Raw genomic sequence first — 16228 nt, 5'->3', positions numbered from 1 at the left:
ATGTGGGAGAGGAATGAGAATGTTTTACGAGGAGCTTTCATTGAATAAGCGGCGTATAGTGATTACTGGTATGGGTATGATTACCCCTGTCGGTCTTAATGTAGAAGAAACTTGGCAAAATATATTAGCAGGTAAAAGTGGTGTTGTTTTGGCAGATGAATTTGATGCCAGCGAATACAGCACACGCATATGGGCTAAAGTTAAGAATTTTAATATTGAGAACTATGTTCCACTTAAAGATGCGCGTAAAATGGATGTATTTACCCAATATGGCATTGCTGCGGCTGATGAAGCAATGCGTGATTCGGGCTTGAAGATTGACGCAAATTTATCAAATCGTATTGGTGTAGCAGTGGGTGCAGGTATTGGCGGCATCCAGACAATTACCAATAATCAGGATAAACTGGTGGCGGGCGGTCCCCGCAAAGTTTCTCCTTTTTTTATTCCGGCAGGTATCATAAATATGGTTGCTGGACAGATTTCAATTAGACATCAGCTCAAGGGTCCCAATATTGCTGTTGTTACTGCGTGCACTACTGGAACCCATAATATTGGTCTTGCTGCACGTATGATTGCTTATGGTGATGCTGATGTTATGGTATGTGGTGGCGCTGAAATGACCTTAACCCCACTATGCCTAGCAGGATTTTCTGCAGTGCGATCTTTATCTAAACGTAATGATGAGCCCGAAAAAGCATCTAGACCTTTTGATAAAGATAGGGACGGTTTTGTTATGGGCGAAGGGGCGGGCATTCTTGTATTAGAAGAATATGAACATGCGAAAGCTCGTGGTGCAAAAATTTATGCCGAACTGGTAGGGTTTGGTATGTCGGGTGATGCTTTTCATATTACTGCTCCTGATGATGATGCTGATGGTGCCGCTCGAGCGATGGAAGCCGCCATACATGATGCAGGTATAGATCATGAGCAAGTTGATTATATCAATGCACATGGTACTTCGACTTATCTTAATGATTTAAATGAAACAAAAGCAATTAAGCGTATATTTAAACAACACGCTTATGATTTAGCTGTGAGTTCTACAAAATCAATGACAGGTCATCTACTGGGTGCGGCAGGAGCTGTTGAAGCTATATTTAGTATTTTAGCAATTAGAGATCAAATCGCTCCCCCTACTATTAATTTAGATAATCCAGATGAAGGGTGTGATTTGAACTATGTACCCTACACACCTCAAAAACGAGCTATTAATTATGTTCTTAGTAACTCACTCGGTTTTGGTGGAACAAATGGTAGTTTACTATTTAAGCGTGTGTAAATGACATTTCCAAGACATAAAAAACTAACACTATATGTTGTACTGTTTTTTATGTCTTTTTTTATCTTCTTTTTGGTTGCCTATATTCAAATTACTAAACCTATTGTTCCTAAGCAGGGTTCCCCCGTTATTATTACTCTAGATCGAACAGCCACTGCCTCACAGTTTGTAAAAATATTAAAAGATAAAAATTTAATCAACTCCAGTTCAATGCTTCTCATGATGATTCGTGCTTCAGGCTTGTCTTCACAGCTCAAAGCAGGGGTTTATCAAGTAACACCCGGTGAAACTGCAATGCAATTAGTTCATCGAGTGGTAGCAGGAGATGTCTTAACGCAAAATTTTACAATTATTGCAGGGACAACCCAGCAAAAAATTTCCCAAGATTTACTCAAAGCCGCTTATTTGAATTATCATCCACAAGATTGGAATTCAATCAAAGACGATCACCCGAATGCTGAAGGATTATTGCTTGCTGACACATACCAATATCGGGGTGGAAGCACTGGTAAAAGTTTGTTAGAACATGCGCATCGTAATTTAATTAATTATTTGAATTTAAGTTGGGCCAACAGAGAATCAAATTTGCCCTATAAGAATCCCTATGAGTTACTAATAGCGGCCTCAATTATAGAAAAGGAAACCGCTGTTCCACAAGAGCGGAAGCTAATTTCCGGGGTAATGATCAACCGCTTAAATAAAAAAATGCCTTTGCAGATGGATCCGACCGTTATTTATGGTTTAGGGGCGGCCTATACTGGAAAACTATCTCATAATGATTTACTAATCGATTCACCTTATAACTCATACCATTATCGAGGATTACCTCCAACCCCTATTGCCATGGTAGGCAAAGAGTCATTAGATGCTGCAGCCCACCCTCAATTATCCAATTATTTATATTTTGTTGCTAAAGGGGATGGAACTCATCAGTTTTCTGAAACTTATCAACAACAAAAGCAAGCAATTAATCAATATAAACGGAAGGATTTCTAATGTTGTCTTCAACCGGGAAGTTAATTGTTATTGAAGGATTGGAAGGGGCCGGTAAATCCACTGCGATAAACACGGTTATAGAACTGCTAGAAAAAAGAGATATCAAAACGCTAACAACACGAGAACCAGGTGGCACGGTTCTAGGCGAGATTTTGCGTGATTTGATTAAAAATCCAGAATACAGAGATACTTTGGATAATCGAAGCGAATTGTTATTACTTTATACAGCCAGAATTCAGCTTCTTGAAGAAGTTATTAAGCCTTCATTACGGCAAGGAATATGGGTTATTGCGGATCGATTTGAACTATCCACTATGGCATATCAAGGTGGTGGAAGAGGATTAGATCAAGAGATGATTAATCGTTTATCTTCTTTTGCACTGCATGGATTTAAACCCGATTTGACTTTATATTTGGATATTACTCCTGAAGAAGGAATGAGGCGCGTTAAATCCAGAGGTGAAGTGGATAGAATTGAGCAGCAGTCGATTGATTTTTTTCATCGAGTCCATGAACGCTATATTCATTATGTTGAGTTGTGTGATAATACCGTAACTATTGACGCACGACGCCCATTGCATGAAGTCAAACAATCCATTCAAAATGCAATGAATAAATTTATAGAGCAGCAGCAATGACTCACGTTAATGAACTGCAGAGCCTTTCTTCTCTGGATGAAAAGAAACGCTATCAATCACAGTGGACTCAGATTCAATCTGCATGGGTCAACAATCGTATACCTCAGTCGATGTTATATGTAGGATCGTTTGATCATGCCTTTAATGATTTAATCAGAAAATTAACTCAGTTGTTTTTCTGTAGAAAGAAACAAAATGAACCTTGCCTTGAATGTGCTGATTGTCAAATGGTTGCTCGCGGCGAGCATCCTGATGTGAAATGGGTTAAGCCAGAAAAAAATGGTGGACCCATTAAAATTGATCAGATCAGGGAACTACAAAGTTACGCCTATTTAACTCCACAGCGGGCTAAGCATCGGTTGATTGTAATTGAATCGGCCGATCGCATGAACACTGCTGCTGCAAATTCCTTACTAAAGATTTTGGAAGAACCCGCGCCCCAGACCATTTTTTTACTTTTAGCCCGGCAATTAAGTACCGTATTACCAACAGTTTTAAGCCGATGCCAGATAGTCCGTTTTGCTTCGCCTGATAGTGCATTACTTAATAATTTTTTACGATTGGCTGAGTATTTTCCGGAAGAATCTGATCATGCAATAATTATTAAACACTCTGAATCTATTTTAGGTGGAATAATTGATGTATTGGAACAAAAGGAGCATCCAAGTGCGGTTGCAGCTCAATGGAGTCAGTTTGAATTTGGCGTATTACTGTGGTTTCTCTATTTAGTCTATGCGCAGATCCTAATGATGCAAATTAATGGGGCAGCAGCTGCTGGCCCCGCTATAAACCAATTAAACCATTTAATGCCTAAAATAGATTCCGTAACGATTTTTTGCCAAATTGACAAAATAAATACATTGCAACGAAAATTAAGCCATAATATGAATGTAAATCAAACTTTGGCATTAGAAGATTTATTGTTAGGACTTCATAATAAATCTAATATGTTTCCATAAAAATGCATACATAATTTGATTTTATAGGAAATCCGGATGTATAAGGGAGATTCTAAGATGGATACTATACAACAGATTAATTGCTCGTTTCCTAATGAATCGACTCTTTATAAGGCTTATATGCCTTTTTTGAAAGGAGGCGGCTTATTTATCCGTACGAACACGAATTATTTATTTGGTTCAATAGTTAAACTCTCAATTAAATTAATGGATGAAGATGAACTCCATGTAGTTGAGGGTAAAGTTATTTGGATTACTCCTAAAGGAGCGCAGGGTAATAAAGTGCCAGGGATTGGCGTGCAATTTATTGGAGAAAATAGCCGCTATGTATGTAATAGAATAGAGACCTATTTAGCAGGCATGTTAAAATCTTCCCAGTTAACAGATACCATGTAAGATCAATTCAATCTGGAAAAAACGTTCTTATTTTATATTGAATTGATCAAAATTTTATGAGGTCATTCCATGTTAGTAGATTCGCATTGTCATTTAAACTTTCTTGATCTAACTGATTTTAATCATGATATGGCTAATGTCTTGGCACAAGCAAAAGCAAATGACGTGCAGCATTTTTTATGTGTTTGTGTTGAACTCAATGATTATCCCCACCTAGAACGTCTTGCCGCTGAATATCCCAACATCAGTATTTCGGTAGGGGTCCATCCAAATACGGAGCTGGACTATCCAGTTACCTCACAAATGTTATGTGATTTAGCACTGAATCCAGCGTGTATTGCGATAGGTGAGACGGGATTGGATTATTATCGAACCCATACGGAAGAAGCGCGAGAGATCCAGCGTGCCCTTTTTAGAGAACATATTCAGGCTGCTTTAAAATCTTCTAAGCCATTGATTATACATACTCGTCAAGCGGCAGAAGATACCATAACCTTAATGGCAGAGGAAAATGCGCAACAAATTGGTGGCGTCATGCATTGCTTTGCTGAAAGTCTGGATATAGCATATAAAGCGATTGATTTAAATTTTTATATTTCATTTTCAGGAATTGTTACTTTTAAAAATGCAACTGCACTTCAAGAAGTGGCACGAAGAGTGCCTTTGGATAGAATACTTATTGAAACCGATTCGCCTTATTTAGCACCCGTACCTTATCGTGGCAAACAAAATCATCCTGCTCTTGTAAAGTATGTAGCTGAGGCAATATCTGAGCTTCGTAATATGTCCTACGCTGAGATTGCTGAAATTACCACAAATAACTTTTATAATTGTTTTAAATTGTAGTGTGTGAGTCTGGATGAATTGTCTGGGTGCAGCAAAACGGAACACGGGCTTTCCTTCTCGTCATACCAGGCCTCGCTTCATTGCATCCGGGTACATCTAGTTGTTTCTAATATAATTGAATGATGAAGTGAGGACCAATTAATGACTTTATACATAGGTTTGATGTCCGGAACAAGTATGGATGGTATAGATACCGCGCTTGTTGATGTGTCAAAAAATATACTACATTGTGGAATCACTAAAAAATACAGTAAAGAAGTCAAGGCCCATATAGATATGACGCTTTCTGGCTCAGATTTAAGTCTCGCTGCGATCTGTCAATTAAACACATTAATTGGAAGAGAATTTGCGAATGCCGTTAATGAATTATTGCAAAAAGTAAAATTATCCCCCAGTGATATTTCTGCTATAGGAAGCCACGGTCAAACACTATGTCATAATACCAATTGCACTATTCCATATACTTTACAGTTAGGTTGTGCGCATACTATTTCTGAATTAACTGGAATCACCGTTGTTGCAGATTTTAGAACTCGGGATTTAGTGTTAGGTGGACAAGGGGCTCCTTTTGCACCTATTTATCACCAACAATTATTTCATGATGCAAATAACCATATCGCTGTAGTAAATATAGGGGGTATTGCCAATATTACATTTATTAATCCGAATAAACCTATTAAAGGCTGGGACATAGGACCTGGAAATTGTTTAATGGATGCCTGGATTATGAAATATCAAGGCAGATCCTATGATAAAGATGGCGCTTGGGCCCAGCAGGGAGAAGTGATTGAACCACTTTTGGAAACCTTAATGGCTGATTCGTTCATTCGTTCCTCAGCACCCAAGAGTATAGGAAAAGAATATTTTTCATTATCCTGGCTAGAGGAGTATTTAAAAGAAGGTTTTCAACCTGTAGACATTCAAAAGACTCTTCTTGCATTTACTGCTAAATCAATTGCACATACAGTATTAAATGAAAAAGAACCGATTAAAAAAATGTATTTATGTGGTGGAGGGGCTCATAATCTAGCTTTATTGCAAATGCTTGCCCATTTATTGCCTCAAACCAGTGTTATGAGCATTGCTGAAGTTGGTATGAGTCCAGACTATTTGGAAGCGATGATGTTTGCTTGGTTGGCAGCTCAAGCGATTAATCGAATTCCAGTGGATTTACGTACCATTACTGGCTCCCGACGCCCTGCAATTTTGGGAGCAATTTATCCAGTAACCAAATAATTTAAAAGAAAAACTTTGGGTGCGGCGCAGCAAAAACCGGTCTAAACCTAAAACTTGCCCAATATTATCTTTTATATGTCTTTTATGTACTAAGAACGTATTGACAACATAAATACGTATAGGCTTAAATGTTGAATTTCAAACGGAGTGACCTTAAATTGAGCGCACATTATACAGATAAAACACATCAAGGAGCGAGCACGAATCTTGCAGCCGCTTATTTTATATTCTTCCTTGCCGCATCTTTTTATTTATATGAATTTATTTTGCAAGTAGCACCCAGTGTTATGGCTGAATCCATGATGAAAACTTTTGGGGTTACCGGTCAAGGGTTTGGGGTTATATCTGCTTTTTATTTTTATGCTTATGCTCCAACGCAATTACCAGCAGGTGTATTATACGATCGATATGGCCCCCGTAAACTAATGACCTTTGCAATTATTTTATGTGCCCTAGGGTCAGCTTTCTTTGCATCAACTGATAGTGTGCTCACGGCGTGTATTGGAAGGTTTCTTATTGGAATTGGTTCTGCATTCTCATTTATAGGGGTTTTGGTTCTTTTATCACGTTGGTTTCCTCCTTATTATTTTGCTATTTTGGCAGGAGTCGCCCAATTGATGAGTTCAGTAGGGGCTATATTTGGTGAGATGCCGCTTGCTTATTTAATTCAAGCAGTTGGATGGCGAAATGCAAGTTTTATTCTTTCGATTATTGGTTTTATTTTAGCAGCCTGTTTTTGGCTGTATATACGAGATTATCCACATCAAAAGAGTCAATCAGTTCCTCAACATTACTTGCGGGATGAATGGAAACGACTTCTTGCTGTATGCAAACATAGTTATACCTGGATAATAGGATCGTATGCATTCACTATATGGGCCCCCATCGCCGTGTTTGCGGCACTCTGGGGTGTTCCATATTTACAAGAAAAATTCCAAATAAGTGTGGTTGCTGCTTCTGGATTATGCAGCATGATTTGGATTGGAATAGGCGTGGGTAGTCCTCTTTTAGGATGGTTTAGTGATAAGATTGAAAGTCGTCGTATTGCTTTGATTATTAGTGCAATTTTAGGATTAATTGCAACGTTGATTCTCTTGTATTTGCCAGGCTTGTCTTACGGATGGACACCTTTTATTCTCTTTGTTCTCGGTTTAGGGGCAGGTGGACAAACGGTGAGTTTTGCCGTGGTCAAAGAAAATAATGCTCCTGATCTGGTGGGTACTGCTTCTGGTTTTAATAATCTTTCCGTAGTGATAGGTGGTGCCATATTTCAGCCACTAGTAGGTTATATATTACAGCACACTAACTTATGGCATGTAGTGAATGGGGCGCATGTATATAGTGTTGCGAGTTACCAAATTGCCTTGGTGGTAATGCCAATATGCTTTCTAGCCAGTTTGATCATTGCAAGCTGCATACTCAAAGAGTCTCATCCAGCACGTAAGAAGCATTAACCTTTATTTCCCAACTCATTTTTCACTTAAAAATGAGTTGGTTTGTTCTCAAGATCCTAATTCAAGGTTGCAAAAAGGATCCAACAAACTCGAGGGAGATGTCTCCTTTTTTTCTTTGGGTGCAAACCATAATAAAGCACATTTTTCTTTATAAAAAATATAACTTGCTTCATTTAATCGACTTAAATATTTTAGCTTTGCATAGGCCTCATAGCATCCTTTGTCATGGGCAACCCGATTAAACTTCTCGTCAAAAGCTTTCAACTTTGCGGCTAGAAATTTAGCTCCCTCTGAACCGGACCAGGAACTGGTTAAGAGCGTAGTAATGTTATTAGGCTGAGTAAAAATATGATCCTCAAAAGAGTCAAATAGAATGTCCCATAAACTTATTGCTTCAAAAGAACCTTTAATTTGTGATATGTTTTTAACAAATTGGCAAATTGTGGGTGAATGCAGCTGTAAAATACCTTTCTTTCGTGCTTCCTCTAAAAGGTAAAACTGAATGGAGTGAGCCCACTTACCATGCTTGGGGCCTGCACCTGCATCAGCAGATAGATAACCATTTTTTAGTAAAACGTTATTAAATAGGTCAGCTGTCAATTCACCATACAAAACAGGTGTATGCTGAGGGTATTGGAATTGGGGACTGGTTTGGAATTCTGTACTAATGTCACGAGAATCCGGGGTATTAAAATGATTTTTACTGCCCCATTCATCAAAAAATTGGCGTAAAGATTTTTTGTCGTGTTGGGTAAATGCAAAATAGGTTGATACAAATTCTTCCAACCCTTTGTATATAAGTTCTTCATTGCAAAAAAACTTCCAAATGGCAATCACATCTTCTTTGAGAGGAGTATCTAACTCTGAGTAACCCAGATCTAGTAAGCTTTGCTCGTAATCATTTGTATCTTTTTTGCCTATTTGTATGAGTTCAATAGTCATGTTTTTTATTCCTTTCAAATATGACCTAATGGTCCTTGCTTTAGATACTTAGATTGCACAATGAAGTTTGGAAGTAAAAAAGAGTTCTCTAGGTATTAAATTTGATACTAATCATTTATTGGCATATATGTCAAATGATTGATCTTATGGTGTTTAATTGGATCCGTGAATGCAATGATTATACTGTTTGATACCTAATAATAAGCAAAAGCTTTTATGCCAGTATAATAGCGCGTAACGTTCCAGCGAATGCCGGCGGTAAATGGTTGTCTTCACCTGGAGTAGGTATGTATGAAACTGCCGGTTCAATATAGATATTGGGGATTAATTTTGCTTGATAATAAATTTGATACATTAATTCAGAGGAGCGATTGGTGATTCTATGGTTGAGCCAAGCAAGAGAAAATCCTGCACCTAACGAGTCACCTTCACGATTTGCAATAAGTCCAAATAAGGTAAAACCAGCACCAATAGAGCGGGTCATGGGCAAAACACTAGAATTATTAATACTCAATTGATAAAACGCAGAAACACCACTGATATCATATCCAGGATGCCGATACCATAAACGTTGGGAACCAAATAGATAAGCCCCTGTCGCTCCCATTTCGCTGAGGTTGTGTTGACGTATTAAACCGGTCTGATGCCATACCCCTATTCCTGCTGTGCCAGGGCGATGGTTTTTACCTATAGTCCAGGCACCACCCGTTTCACCTACTTGAAAATAATTTCCATTGAATGTTGGTCCACTTAAACCGGTTTGTTTACCACTTGCTAGATTGCCATCATATATGCCGTAGGAAAGATACCATTGATCAATCGGAGCCCAAGTCGTAGTAATGCCGTAAGCCGTGTTCGTGTAGCCAGGCATGACACCATCTACAGCTGGGTTAATAAAAATCGGAGTATAAATTAGGCTCGTCACTGCAGGAATATTGGGTTCATCAGAGCGGAGAGGGGCAGGCTTGATTACATTATTAAAATCAAGGGTGGTAATTGTTTTTCCAATTCGTACAAACATTTTTTTATCAAAAAGCTCTTGCCTGTACCAAAGAGCATAAAGTTCTGATCGATTAAAAGGATACACATCAGGTAATGAGTTATATCCTTGAATAATGCCTGCTTGAGCATTAGTATTCTGGGCATTTTGTTGCAGAAACTGAGCGCTAAATAATCCTCCCTTCCATCCATTGAATTGTTCCGTGTCCACCGTAAGATCTAATAAAAATACGCTGTTTGAGGTGATACGATCAGCATCCGGTATTCCTCCTGAAAACAACTTATTGGTGTCCCCAATCCAGGCCCCTTGAACCATAATTCCATGATTATCTTCAATACCTAGTTTTTTCTCTATATAACGTTGAATTGCACCCGACCCTGTAGTTACATTGACTGCCGCGGGGTTTGAACTGATACTGGAGCTATTAGGTACGTCCGTGGGTTTCGTTGCTGTGGGAATAGTTTCTGAGGTTTTTGCATTCACAATATCAATGCAATTTATAAGAATAAATAAGATAAAAAAAAGTAATCTGCTCATAATTTTTCTTTTAAAAGCATTAATATACATCCATTTATAACATCATTCACCATATACTTTTCTAAGCTTAGATTCAATATTTTCTGGCCTAAAATCAACCTTAATACCGTGAAACAAATACCTACAACTAATTTTCTCAAAGAGTCTTATTAATTCACCTTACGCAGCATTACATGGCTCAGCATGGGGATTTCATATTGAAACAGCTGAACATGTTTTGCGCTTAATGCTATCAGGACTTTTCGATAGATATCCTAACCTTAAAATTATCATTGGTCAGATGGGGGAAATGCTTGCATTTTGGGCTTGGCGACTTGATCATCGACTAAAGGAAGAAGGTTGGCGTGAAAAAATTGAATGTAAAAAAACAATTACAGAGTATCTCAATACTAATATCTTCCTAACAACAAGCGGTTTTTTTGATACTCCTTCTTTGATGCATGCAATTTCTACCGTGAGTACAGATAGAATAATGTTTTCAGTTGACTATCCTTATGAAGATAATTTGAAAGCAAGTCAATGGTTGGATTCAGTACAATTGAACGATGAAGATAAAATGAAAATAAGTTACTTAAATGCTGCGAACTTACTGAAAATTTAAATCTACGAACATTTTCCATCTGTAACCTTTAAGTTAAGGTGGCTCCAGTGCAAAGACCATGTAGGTTTATTCTTAATTATATATCGTCAAATTCATAATGACTCAAAAACATTTTTTGCGACATTCCTTCGTCCTCATCCTTCGAATAAAAAAGGGGAGGCTCCTTTACTTACCAGCCCTGGTTTTAAATCCAATGGAAAATCTAAACAATATCCTTGTAACTCATGTTACGCACATGAACTTGTAGTTTGAATAAAAAGCATTAGAATTCTGTCCTTAATTTTAGGGAGGGAATTAAATGGATATGCTTGATCTTTATAGTGATTATTTGATTTTCCAAAACAAATATGCGACAGCAGCAGGTCTGTCTGATTTGGTTGATGGAGCATTTGCTCATGATAAAGTAACTCGATTTCTTCGTTTTGAGGATTTTGGCTGGAAATCACTGTGGCACTATGTAAAAAAGCCAGTTAGGAGGCAAGAAGGAGTTGGAGGGGTATTGATAGTTGATTCCATAGAAGAGAAACCTTATACCGATGAGAATGAAGTGAATTGCTGGCATTATTCTCATGCCAAAGGGACTGTGCTCAAGGGGATCAATATCCTATCGTGCATGATCCGCTATGATGATTTCAGTGTACCTATAGGATATGAGGTGATTAAAAAAAAATCACCTATTGTGATATTAAGACCAGACAAATGAGAAGAAAGTCATCCAGAACCAAAAATCAATTATTTCAAAACTTGATTGCTCAAGCGATTACCAATAAAGTGATGTTTGATTATGTACTAGCGGATAACTGGTTTGGCTCGAAGGCCAATATGGTTCACATCCATAAAGACCTTCAAAAATCGTTTATCATTGGGATTAAGTCTAACCGCACGTTAGCTTTGTCTGAAAACGATGCCAAAAACGGACGGTACCAACAAGTAAGAGCATTAGAACTTGAAGAGGATGTGGCCCACACAGTCTGGCTTAGAGGCCTAGACTTCCCCGTGAGGCTCCTGAAAAAAGTGCAAAAACGAAAACGGTTCAACAGGAATTCTCTATCTTGTTTCTAATGACATGCTAAGTAGCGCCGAACGTCTTTATGAAGTGTACCAGAAACGGTGGCGGATTGAAGAGTACCATAAATCAATTAAGCAAAATGCAAGCTTAACTAAGTCCCCCACTCGAACTGTAAAAACTCAGTGTAATCATATTTACGCTTCTATAATTGTCTATTGCAAGCTGGAAATGTTGAAGATAAAAACTCATTTAAATCACTTTGCCATTAAATACAAATTGATTGTTAGAGCGAACCAGATTGCCTGGCAGGAGCTTAAAAAAATGGCTGCTTAAACTTGATCGTGCGTAACATGAGTGATTAAAGATCCAAATTTCACTTTTTGGGAGATTCACGAAAATAATCTCATGTATGATGAGCAAAATCACCATTGGGAAATCGTTGACGGTCTTTTTAATGAAGTTAATGATACCAACCTTGATCCGCATGAAGACAACCTTGGTTTTTTTCTCACTCATTTATTGCAATCAAAGGTTAGTGAAGAAACAAAATTCTGGTTTGAGACCCTAGTTGACGCAGCGCGTAGTGACGAAGAGTATACTCTCGAGGTTGATCAATCAATATATCAATTAGAAGCATTCTTTCGTGTATTTTCTTCTTGTTGACATTTTAACCTCTAATTAGAAGCTGGCGCGAAATAGCCATTAAAAGGAACAATTAACACGCACATCGATTATTTTGTGATACATTATGCCTTCTTTAATAGTCATACAAGGTGAAGCGATGTATTCAAAAGAAGAGCAAACAGTAAAAAATAATTCGGACATGGATTATGGAGATGATTTTATAAGTACTGAAGAACGCCGCTCAAGTGTTGATGTTACCGATGAACTTACTTTAGAACAATTATTTAGCAAATTGCAAATCTACTCAGAAGGATTTAAACCAAGTTTTTTTACAAACAAGGATTTAGCTAATCTTAGTTTAACCTCCAAAACATTACACTCTGTTGTATTTTCCGAGTTGAATCAACAAGCGGCGCAACAACTATTAGCCCATGTTGTTAAGGGTGAGAAAGATAAAGCCCTAGCCATGATAAAACAAAATCCAGGGTTGCTCTTGATTAAATCAAAAGCCGTAGATTATTCTGGAAGAACCATTATAGGAACAGCGTTTCAAGCTGCAATTGGTGTCGGAGATAAACCGATGTGGGAAATGATGCTTCCTTATTTTAAAAAGTTAGAAGACAAGGGCTTAATAGAACAAGGAGAAGCCTTAAGACAGTTTCATGAGCAGTTCCCCAACGGCATTGAAGATGAGGTTTCTGCAGAAAAGCTCAAAGACTATTATAATGCCATTGCATTAGCCATTATCCATGATGAAGACCATGGTCACTCCGTGATTGAAGGATTTAGAAAAGAAATAACCCGTCAAAAAGAAATTACCCAAGGCAAGCATTTTAATCTGCAGCACTTAATCGCAGCGCATCAAGCTTATATCGAAAACTTTGATGCTTTGGATAATTGGGATAACCGTGACTTATTTTGGCGAAAAGTGATGGGTTATGTACAACGGCAGATGACTGCTTACGACGCACAAATTCATTGCTCGGGCATAAAAAGCGTGTTAGATAAAGAGAATTCATTTCACAGGACGTTTAAGTTTTCTAATTTCGGGGAGTTTTTTCCTTTGATGCCTGATTCTGGTCTTGGTTTTGAGTTTGCTTGTTATAGTTATTTCTCGGCCATCGTTTCGCCACGGTCTGTCGCTGGTGTTACCTATGTTGCCTATGGGCCACGCATGCTTGAAAATTATATGGAGCAAAAACAGACGCACTTGCTGGACTTAGAGAGTCACTTGAGCAAGGAATGGTTTATCAGCCCAATGAATTGCTCTTAATTGCTCATGTTACGCACATGAACTTGTAGTTTGAATAAAAAGCATTAGAATTCTGTCCTTAATTTTAGGGAGGGAATTAAATGGATATGCTTGATCTTTATAGTGATTATTTGATTTTCCAAAACAAATATGCGACAGCAGCAGGTCTGTCTGATTTGGTTGATGGAGCATTTGCTCATGATAAAGTAACTCGATTTCTTCGTTTTGAGGATTTTGGCTGGAAATCACTGTGGCACTATGTAAAAAAGCCAGTTAGGAGGCAAGAAGGAGTTGGAGGGGTATTGATAGTTGATGATTCCATAGAAGAGATACCTTATACCGATGAGAATGAAGTGAATTGCTGGCATTATTCTCATGCCAAAGGGACTGTGCTCAAGGGGATCAATATCCTATCGTGCATGATCCGCTATGATGATTTCAGTGTACCTATAGGATATGAGGTGATTAAAAAAAATCACCTCTATAATTGTCTATTGCAAGCTGGAAATGTTGAAGATAAAAACTCATTTAAATCACTTTGCCATTAAATACAAATTGATTGTTAGAGCGAACCAGATTGCCTGGCAGGAGCTTAAAAAAATGGCTGCTTAAACTTGATCGTGCGTAACATGAGTTATTAATAAATGATGAAGCAGTTTTTAATCATTTAAAGACAGTAACGGTTACAAAAAATTTATCGAATTCTTAATTAGACGGATTGAAAGTAGGAACATATTCCTTTTGAAAGAAATTTTTAAGCTTGCAGTCTAAATGGTCCACAAGCTTAAAAAGATTATATTGCTAACAGCCAGCTCCAGATACCAGTATTGCAGCTGCAAGTTGGTCTTGGTTTAGGGTATAAGTTTTATTAGGGACAATATCGACCCAGTTCGTAAGTAAATCAGGCTCTTTTTTATCAGTTGACCAGACAAGCACTCTGAAGTAATGGGCTTGATTAGGTAGACCGAGCGGGATTTGACCTTGTTGCGAGAGAATAATTAAGGAACTTAAGTCTAATTTGAAACCATTGATAATAGCTCTATTACTCTCCTGAATGGCCTCAGCGGATGCTTTCCATTGTACTGCAATTTTACCTTGATTGTTTTTTGTAGGGTAATTTGTTTTATTATCAAGCACAATTTGAGTAGCTAAGGCCGTTGAAGCCATAAAGTACAAGCATAAATAAACTAAAATTTTATTCATTTATTTTCCCTAAAGGTTATTCAACAATTTTGCCTTCTTGGGGCACACATGTTGTATTCTCATTGCTCTTAGGCCTTGAGAGAGGAAACTTGCCTTCAGAGCTCAGCGTGCTCATCTTTCCATTCTGTATGAAAGCTTCTTTAGGAATATGAACAGCTACGTTTTTAATAACATTAACTGCTTCAGGAATTTTGAAATCTCCCACCATACTTAAAAACTGATAACTTTCCTGTGGTGAGAACCCTTGAGTACGCACTAAAAAGTCAATTGCATTCTTAGAGGCAAGCTGCATCGCTTCAAATAGATTTTCATGTAAACCCATTATTATCCATTCATCCGCGTTTTCAACAATAGGCCAGGTGAATAAGTTACTACCATTTCGTTTGGTTTTATCAAATACTCCTTCGGCTTTTAAATCTTTTCTTACAATAAACTGCAGGGTGATACCTTCATAAGAAGTCTCGAGTGCTGTGACATCAATTTCTCCATTACTTTGCATCGCATGGGAATCACCGGTCCAAACTAAAGCACCTTTTTGAAAAACGGGTAGGTAAAGAATGGATCCTGTTTGCAGACTGGGTTGATCGAGATTTCCTCCAAAAGGACCTGGAGGGACGGAGTTGAATTGTCCTGGAACAGGTTGTCCCATATGCGTTTCTAAATTCACGGGCCAGCCATCAGGCCAATCCTTGGGTGGGGCTACCGCGATAACTCCCGGAAAGGGTTTTAGGCGTAAGCAAATACCTTTGGAGAATTCGGTGGTATTTCTCTCTTTATTATATTTGAAGTACATAATTCGTGGTTTCGTAAATTCTGATAAAATACCTTGTGTGGGACTTAAAAAATTGTATCCAAAATCATTTAACTTGATATCTAAAACTCGAATTTCGAGAACATCTCCTGGCTCTGCTTCTTCAATATAAACAGGGCCGGTTAAGCTATGCATACCCCGTCTTTTTTGAATGTCATATTTTGTATAAAATTTTGCAATTTCAGCCGGTGTGGTTTTATTAAAGACCATTTCATGCAAGCAACTGTTCCAAGTCTCTAAAGACACCGAATCCCCAGAGTGAACTTTAACGGCAGGTTTTTTATCAAGTGAAAAAAGACCAAGAGTTACGGTATCTTTTGTGGCGGGGACTCTATATGTTTCTGCCGAAACAGTAGAGAACAATGCGGTTGCAATTAATAAAGAGGATATCTGGATTGTCTTTAGCATGTCTTATCCTTAAGAATGGGTGTTGGCAATAGTGTAT

General features: G+C 38.0%; 19 protein-coding genes. 15 read left to right on the top strand and 4 right to left on the bottom strand.

Annotated elements, in window-relative coordinates; translation table 11 throughout:
• The first annotated feature begins 40 nt into the window (after positions 1–40).
• The 8 genes from fabF to HBNCFIEN_RS09105 all read left to right on the top strand — a co-directional run bounded on the left by fabF (position 41) and on the right by HBNCFIEN_RS09105 (position 7804).
• The gene (fabF, locus tag HBNCFIEN_RS09140) at positions 41–1279 is read left to right on the top strand and encodes a beta-ketoacyl-ACP synthase II (RefSeq protein WP_182393665.1); all 1239 of its coding nucleotides are present in this window, start codon (positions 41–43) and stop codon (positions 1277–1279) included.
• On the top strand, positions 1280–2275 hold the full coding sequence (gene mltG, locus HBNCFIEN_RS09135) for an endolytic transglycosylase MltG (RefSeq protein WP_182390803.1): 996 nt from the start codon (positions 1280–1282) through the stop codon (positions 2273–2275).
• Positions 2275–2913, top strand: a complete 639-nt coding sequence (gene tmk / locus HBNCFIEN_RS09130; RefSeq protein ID WP_182390802.1) for a dTMP kinase — start codon at positions 2275–2277, stop codon at positions 2911–2913. Before mltG ends, tmk begins: the two co-directional genes overlap by 1 nt.
• The gene (locus HBNCFIEN_RS09125) at positions 2910–3872 is read left to right on the top strand and encodes a DNA polymerase III subunit (protein ID WP_182390801.1); all 963 of its coding nucleotides are present in this window, start codon (positions 2910–2912) and stop codon (positions 3870–3872) included. The genes tmk and HBNCFIEN_RS09125 overlap by 4 nt, the downstream gene beginning before the upstream one ends.
• Before the next feature lie 57 nt (positions 3873–3929).
• Positions 3930–4268, top strand: coding sequence for a PilZ domain-containing protein (locus HBNCFIEN_RS09120; RefSeq protein WP_182390800.1), 339 nt, complete (start codon positions 3930–3932; stop codon positions 4266–4268).
• 69 nt (positions 4269–4337) lie between these two features.
• Positions 4338–5114, top strand: a complete 777-nt coding sequence (locus tag HBNCFIEN_RS09115; RefSeq protein ID WP_182390799.1) for a TatD family hydrolase — start codon at positions 4338–4340, stop codon at positions 5112–5114.
• A gap of 141 nt (positions 5115–5255) precedes the next feature.
• On the top strand, positions 5256–6350 hold the full coding sequence (locus HBNCFIEN_RS09110) for an anhydro-N-acetylmuramic acid kinase (protein ID WP_182390798.1): 1095 nt from the start codon (positions 5256–5258) through the stop codon (positions 6348–6350).
• Between the two features lie 158 nt (positions 6351–6508).
• Positions 6509–7804 carry an MFS transporter gene (locus HBNCFIEN_RS09105; protein ID WP_182390797.1) on the top strand — a complete coding sequence of 432 codons (1296 nt, stop codon included), beginning with the start codon at positions 6509–6511 and terminating at the stop codon, positions 7802–7804.
• Between the two features lie 48 nt (positions 7805–7852).
• Here the strand turns inward: HBNCFIEN_RS09105 and HBNCFIEN_RS09100 are convergent, their stop codons facing one another.
• Both HBNCFIEN_RS09100 and HBNCFIEN_RS09095 read right to left on the bottom strand, forming a co-directional pair.
• Positions 7853–8746: a LirA/MavJ family T4SS effector gene (locus HBNCFIEN_RS09100; RefSeq protein WP_182390796.1), complete on the bottom strand. Its 894-nt coding sequence runs from the start codon at positions 8744–8746 to the stop codon at positions 7853–7855.
• 214 nt (positions 8747–8960) lie between these two features.
• Positions 8961–10283: a carbohydrate porin gene (locus HBNCFIEN_RS09095; protein WP_182390795.1), complete on the bottom strand. Its 1323-nt coding sequence runs from the start codon at positions 10281–10283 to the stop codon at positions 8961–8963.
• A 226-nt stretch (positions 10284–10509) separates the two neighbouring features.
• Here HBNCFIEN_RS09095 and HBNCFIEN_RS09090 point away from each other — a divergent pair, with 226 nt between their 5' ends.
• From HBNCFIEN_RS09090 to HBNCFIEN_RS09060, 7 genes are all read left to right on the top strand, one after another.
• Positions 10510–10884 (top strand): amidohydrolase family protein, encoded by a 375-nt coding sequence (locus HBNCFIEN_RS09090; RefSeq protein ID WP_255464176.1) that lies wholly within the window; start codon positions 10510–10512, stop codon positions 10882–10884.
• Between the two features lie 298 nt (positions 10885–11182).
• On the top strand, positions 11183–11587 hold the full coding sequence (locus HBNCFIEN_RS09085; protein ID WP_182390794.1) for a hypothetical protein: 405 nt from the start codon (positions 11183–11185) through the stop codon (positions 11585–11587).
• Positions 11584–11946, top strand: coding sequence for a transposase (locus HBNCFIEN_RS09080; protein WP_182390793.1), 363 nt, complete (start codon positions 11584–11586; stop codon positions 11944–11946). The genes HBNCFIEN_RS09085 and HBNCFIEN_RS09080 overlap by 4 nt, the downstream gene beginning before the upstream one ends.
• Positions 11947–11950: 4 nt before the next feature.
• The gene (locus tag HBNCFIEN_RS09075) at positions 11951–12226 is read left to right on the top strand and encodes a transposase (RefSeq protein ID WP_182390792.1); all 276 of its coding nucleotides are present in this window, start codon (positions 11951–11953) and stop codon (positions 12224–12226) included.
• Between the two features lie 72 nt (positions 12227–12298).
• Complete coding sequence (locus tag HBNCFIEN_RS09070) at positions 12299–12556, top strand: hypothetical protein (protein WP_182390791.1); 258 nt, start codon at positions 12299–12301, stop codon at positions 12554–12556.
• A gap of 118 nt (positions 12557–12674) precedes the next feature.
• Positions 12675–13790, top strand: a complete 1116-nt coding sequence (locus HBNCFIEN_RS09065; RefSeq protein ID WP_182393664.1) for a hypothetical protein — start codon at positions 12675–12677, stop codon at positions 13788–13790.
• A gap of 80 nt (positions 13791–13870) precedes the next feature.
• A complete protein-coding gene (locus tag HBNCFIEN_RS09060) occupies positions 13871–14317 on the top strand; it encodes a hypothetical protein (RefSeq protein WP_182390790.1) in 447 nt (148 codons plus the stop codon).
• A 253-nt stretch (positions 14318–14570) separates the two neighbouring features.
• Here HBNCFIEN_RS09060 and HBNCFIEN_RS09055 read toward each other — a convergent pair whose 3' ends face one another.
• A complete protein-coding gene (locus HBNCFIEN_RS09055) occupies positions 14571–14972 on the bottom strand; it encodes a hypothetical protein (RefSeq protein WP_182390789.1) in 402 nt (133 codons plus the stop codon).
• 16 nt (positions 14973–14988) lie between these two features.
• Positions 14989–16191 carry an acetamidase/formamidase family protein gene (locus HBNCFIEN_RS09050; protein WP_182390788.1) on the bottom strand — a complete coding sequence of 401 codons (1203 nt, stop codon included), beginning with the start codon at positions 16189–16191 and terminating at the stop codon, positions 14989–14991.
• Between the last annotated feature and the right edge of the window lie 37 nt (positions 16192–16228).

This window comes from Legionella sp. PC997, assembly GCF_014109825.1.
Lineage (GTDB): Bacteria > Pseudomonadota > Gammaproteobacteria > Legionellales > Legionellaceae > Legionella.
This window is presented reverse-complemented; position numbering and strand designations above follow the sequence as displayed.